Origin of the sequence: Geobacillus sp. ZGt-1, from assembly GCF_001026865.1 — a bacterium.
GTDB classification, from domain to species: Bacteria; Bacillota; Bacilli; order Bacillales; family Anoxybacillaceae; genus Geobacillus; species Geobacillus thermoleovorans.
Genome location: NZ_LDPD01000019.1, coordinates 1 through 4,468, shown reverse-complemented (window position 1 = coordinate 4,468; position 4,468 = coordinate 1). Strand labels below are relative to the sequence as shown.

At 49.6% G+C, this 4,468-nt stretch carries 4 protein-coding genes; 2 read left to right on the top strand and 2 right to left on the bottom strand.

Annotated features, from left to right (window positions below):
• Nucleotides 1-1,146, top strand: a 1,146-nt coding sequence (locus tag VU18_RS08165) for a ribulokinase (protein ID WP_047757958.1), incomplete at its 5' end; no start/stop codon positions are given.
• 16 nt (nucleotides 1,147-1,162) lie between these two features.
• A complete protein-coding gene (gene araA / locus VU18_RS08160; RefSeq protein ID WP_047757954.1) occupies nucleotides 1,163-2,653 on the top strand; it encodes an L-arabinose isomerase in 1,491 nt (496 codons plus the stop codon).
• Nucleotides 2,654-2,928: 275 nt separating this feature from the next.
• Here the strand turns inward: araA and VU18_RS08155 are convergent, their stop codons facing one another.
• Both VU18_RS08155 and VU18_RS19815 read right to left on the bottom strand, forming a co-directional pair.
• Nucleotides 2,929-3,828, bottom strand: a complete 900-nt coding sequence (locus VU18_RS08155; RefSeq protein ID WP_233499902.1) for an IS4 family transposase — start codon at nucleotides 3,826-3,828, stop codon at nucleotides 2,929-2,931.
• Nucleotides 3,825-4,259, bottom strand: a complete 435-nt coding sequence (locus tag VU18_RS19815) for a hypothetical protein (protein ID WP_233499903.1) — start codon at nucleotides 4,257-4,259, stop codon at nucleotides 3,825-3,827. The genes VU18_RS08155 and VU18_RS19815 overlap by 4 nt, the downstream gene beginning before the upstream one ends.
• Nucleotides 4,260-4,468: the final 209 nt, after the last annotated feature.

Below are 4,468 nucleotides of genomic sequence, written 5' to 3'. Positions count from 1 at the left end.
GCGACTGACTGGGTCATTTTCAAAATGACTGGGAATATCGTCCGCAACAGCTGCACGGCGGGCTATAAGTCGATTTGGCATAAACAAGACGGCTATCCAAGCAAGGAGTTTTTCCGGGCGCTCGATCCGCGTCTGGAACACTTGACAGACACGAAACTGCGCGGCCCGATCGTTCCGCTTGGTACGAGAGCAGGCGTGCTGACGAACGAAATGGCCGCTATGACGGGCCTCCTTCCGGGAACAGCTGTCGCCGTCGGAAATGTCGATGCCCATGCGGCCGTACCCGGTGTCGGGGTTGTCGAACCAGGGAAGCTAGTGATGGCGATGGGAACCTCGATTTGCCATATGCTGCTGGGCACAGAAGAAAAATACGTCGAAGGCATGTGCGGCGTTGTGGAAGACGGCATCATTCCAGGATATTTCGGTTACGAAGCCGGCCAGTCGGCGGTGGGGGACATTTTTGCTTGGTATGTGGAGCAAGGCGTTCCGGCTTATGTGAAAGAAGCGGCAGAAAAAGAAGGAGTCAGCGTTCATGAGTGGCTGGAAAAACGAGCTGCTGCCTACCGACCGGGAGAAACTGGTTTGCTTGCGTTGGACTGGTGGAACGGCAACCGCTCCGTGTTGGTCGATACCGATTTAACAGGGCTCATCATTGGCTATACGTTGCTAACGAAACCAGAAGAGATTTACCGTGCGCTGCTTGAAGCAACGGCCTTTGGCACACGCAAAATTATCGATGCTTTCGTTGAAAACGGTGTCAAAGTTGACGAATTGTACGCGTGCGGCGGGCTGCCGCAAAAAAATAAACTGCTCATGCAAATTTATGCCGATGTCACCAACCGCGAGATCAAAATCGCGGCGTCGAAGCAAACCCCGGCAGTGGGGGCTGCCATGTTCGCGGCGGTGGCGGCCGGCAAAGAGAACGGTGGTTATGAATCAATCGTTGAGGCGGCGCGAAACATGGGAAAAGTGCGTGAAGAGACGTTCAAACCGATTCCGGAGAATGTCGCGATGTACGAGCAGTTGTACCAAGAATATACGAAGTTGCATGACTACTTCGGCCGTGGGGAAAACGATGTCATGAAACGGCTTAAACATTGGAAAGAAACCGCACGAGCGGCGAAAGAATCTATGACTTTATCGTGAACGGGGAGGAGCAATGATGCTGTCATTACGTCCTTATGAATTTTGGTTTGTAACGGGAAGCCAGCACTTGTACGGAGAAGAAGCATTAAAGCAAGTTGAAGAGCATTCAATGATGATTGTCAATGAGCTGAATCAAGATTCAGTGTTCCCGTTCCCACTTGTTTTCAAATCAGTTGTCACAACGCCAGAGGAAATTCGGCGCGTTTGCCTTGAGGCGAATGCGAGCGAACAATGCGCTGGGGTCATCACTTGGATGCATACATTCTCGCCAGCGAAGATGTGGATTGGCGGCCTTTTGGAGTTGCGAAAGCCGTTATTGCATCTTCACACTCAATTTAACCGTGATATTCCGTGGGACAACATTGATATGGACTTCATGAACTTAAACCAATCCGCCCACGGCGACCGGGAATACGGATTTATCGGCGCGAGAATGGGCGTGGCCCGGAAAGTGGTGGTCGGGCACTGGGAAGACCCAGAAGTCCGCGAGCGGCTGGCGAAATGGATGCGGACGGCTGTCGCTTTTGCGGAAAGCCGCAACCTAAAAGTGGCTCGTTTCGGCGACAACATGCGTGAAGTGGCTGTGACGGAAGGGGACAAAGTCGGAGCGCAAATCCAATTCGGCTGGTCGGTCAACGGCTATGGCATTGGGGATTTAGTCCAATACATCCGCGATGTTTCCGAACAAAAAGTGAATGAGTTGCTCGATGAATACGAGGAGCTGTATGACATTGTGCCCGCCGGCCGCCAAGAAGGGCCCGTTCGCGAATCAATTCGTGAACAGGCGCGGATTGAACTCGGGCTGAAAGCCTTTTTGCAGGATGGGAACTTTACCGCTTTCACGACGACGTTCGAGGACTTGCATGGGATGAAGCAGCTCCCGGGACTTGCCGTTCAGCGACTCATGGCGGAAGGCTACGGCTTTGGCGGCGAAGGCGACTGGAAAACAGCCGCCCTCGTCCGGTTGATGAAAGTCATGGCCGACGGCAAAGGGACGTCGTTCATGGAAGATTACACGTATCACTTCGAGCCGGGCAACGAAATGATTCTTGGCGCGCATATGCTCGAAGTATGCCCGACCATCGCGGCAACGCGGCCGAGAATCGAAGTACACCCGCTTTCGATCGGCGGAAAAGAAGATCCAGCTCGTCTCGTGTTTGATGGCGGCGAGGGTGCAGCGGTCAATGCATCGTTGATTGATTTAGGACACCGCTTCCGTCTCATTGTCAATGAAGTCGATGCAGTGAAACCGGAACACGACATGCCGAAATTGCCGGTCGCCCGTATTTTATGGAAACCACGCCCATCGTTGCGCGATTCGGCTGAAGCATGGATTTTAGCCGGCGGCGCGCATCATACGTGCTTCTCGTTTGCGGTCACAACGGAACAGTTGCAAGACTTTGCGGAAATGGCTGGCATTGAATGCGTCGTGATCAATGAACATACGTCTGTCTCATCGTTCAAAAATGAATTGAGATGGAATGAAGTGTTTTGGAGGGGACGGTAAGGTTTAAGCCAGCGTGTAAATCCGTACAGCACGACACCAAAAGGGCATGGGCTGGAAGGAGGTTCATGTCCTTGTTTTCCATCAAGTAGTTTTATATAAAAGTTGGAAATCAATAGAGGGGGTGATCTCCATACCCGTCAAGTTAGCGGTATAAAATTTTTAAGACGATACTCGTGTTCATCCCCGCAGTGAATGATGGGGATCACATCCATTATTGGGCATACCAAATACCCCTCCAGAAGAGGGGTATTTGGTATTTATATCCATATCTAATTCTACCATATCTCTAATTTCGTTAAGATATCTGATGCCGTTTCTTCCCCTTTCCTTCGACCTTTCTTGGCATGTTTTCGTAACAGGGAAAGGAGAGAGAAAAGGTTGATTTCCGCCATATGCGAACGCAAAAGCAACTGGTGCCAATACGATTGGAGAAGATCGAGCGCTTTCCGTTCACTGATTTCAATGTCTTCCTTTTGATGCCAATACATCCGAGCTTGAAACAGAAACGTCTGGGTGACCAAAATGGCAATCAACGTCCCGTATAAATGGCATTCGAAACGTTCTTTTTTCATCTCCTTGACTTTCTCCAAATCAAATACGGATTTCCAGGCTTTAAACAACAATTCAATTTGCCAGCGCAGGGAATAGAGCTCATAAACCTGTTGACCATCAAACGACTCTTGTGGTAAATTCGTCAGTAAGATGTGGTATTTCTTTTGTTCGAGGGTTTGGCGTGCCAGCGCCTTCCCTTTTCTTTTTTCCTTTTTCCGCACATACGCCATCCGTTTTTGCCATTCTTCCGCCGTCAGACGGCGGAAAACCAACCGTGGAACATACAAGCGTTCATGTCCGATGTATACATATTCCATTTCCACTGATTCCCCTTCCTCTAATTGATTCCCAAGGGATTCCCAATCCCATTCCTTCCACTGGCCATTCTCCTTGATATACACTTTCATATCGGAACGGAGCCGAGTAATATAATACGCTCCGCGGGCGTCGATCTCGGCCAGTGCGGCAACGGAGAAAAAGCCCAAATCCCGAATACATAGGTCATTCGGTAAAATCGTATGCTGGGCATGATAGGCAAAACGAGCGTCCGAGTCATTGGCCGATTGAACGCATAGCTGAAGGCAGGCGCCGGATAACAAGTCATATTCAAACTGAATTTTCACCCCCGACGAAACGGAACCTCGATAGTCTTCCCATAGTCAGCGGGAACCAAAAAGCTGGTGGAGTCCAAAATCCGCAGGCGGGTAAAACAAGTTCGATAGGTCTCCATGGCTGACAAAAGCAATGGACGTTGATGCAGGAGGAGAAGGAAAAACACTTCTCGCAAAAATGCCACGGCCCGATCGGTAAAACGCTGATTCAAGCCTTCGCTTGAAAGGGAACAGCCATGCCAGAGCGTCAAGGCCGCACACAACCGCTGAAGCGACTGTTTGGCCAGTGAGCCATCTCCCCATGCACAGAGAGTCAGAAAGGCTTCCGCCGTTAACGAACGCTGCCGCCGGATAAAGCCTGTTTTCCGTGCGAGACGGGTTAATTCTTCGGGAGAAAAGAGTTGACGAATGGTTTGAACCCATGCTTTCATTTGTTTTTCCATGAAAAAAATCCTTTCTAACGTGGAGTGTTCGTTAGAAAGGATACCATGTTTTTGACGATGCACAAAGACCAAAATTCTTAACTTGATGGGTATGGGGGTGATCTCTAATGTTTAACTAAAGTAATCAATGCAAGGGAAGTTATATGGACATCTTTTAGCATCAATTTGAGTTGGACAAAAATATTTCTTAATTTTTTTGAATTTTGTGT

Excerpts from the sequence above, each read along its gene's own strand:
- araA (WP_047757954.1), top strand. The coding sequence starts at position 1,163 with ATGCTGTCATTACGTCCTTATGAATTTTGGTTTGTAACGGGAAGCCAG.
- VU18_RS19815 (WP_233499903.1), bottom strand. The coding sequence starts at position 4,259 with ATGGAAAAACAAATGAAAGCATGGGTTCAAACCATTCGTCAACTCTTT.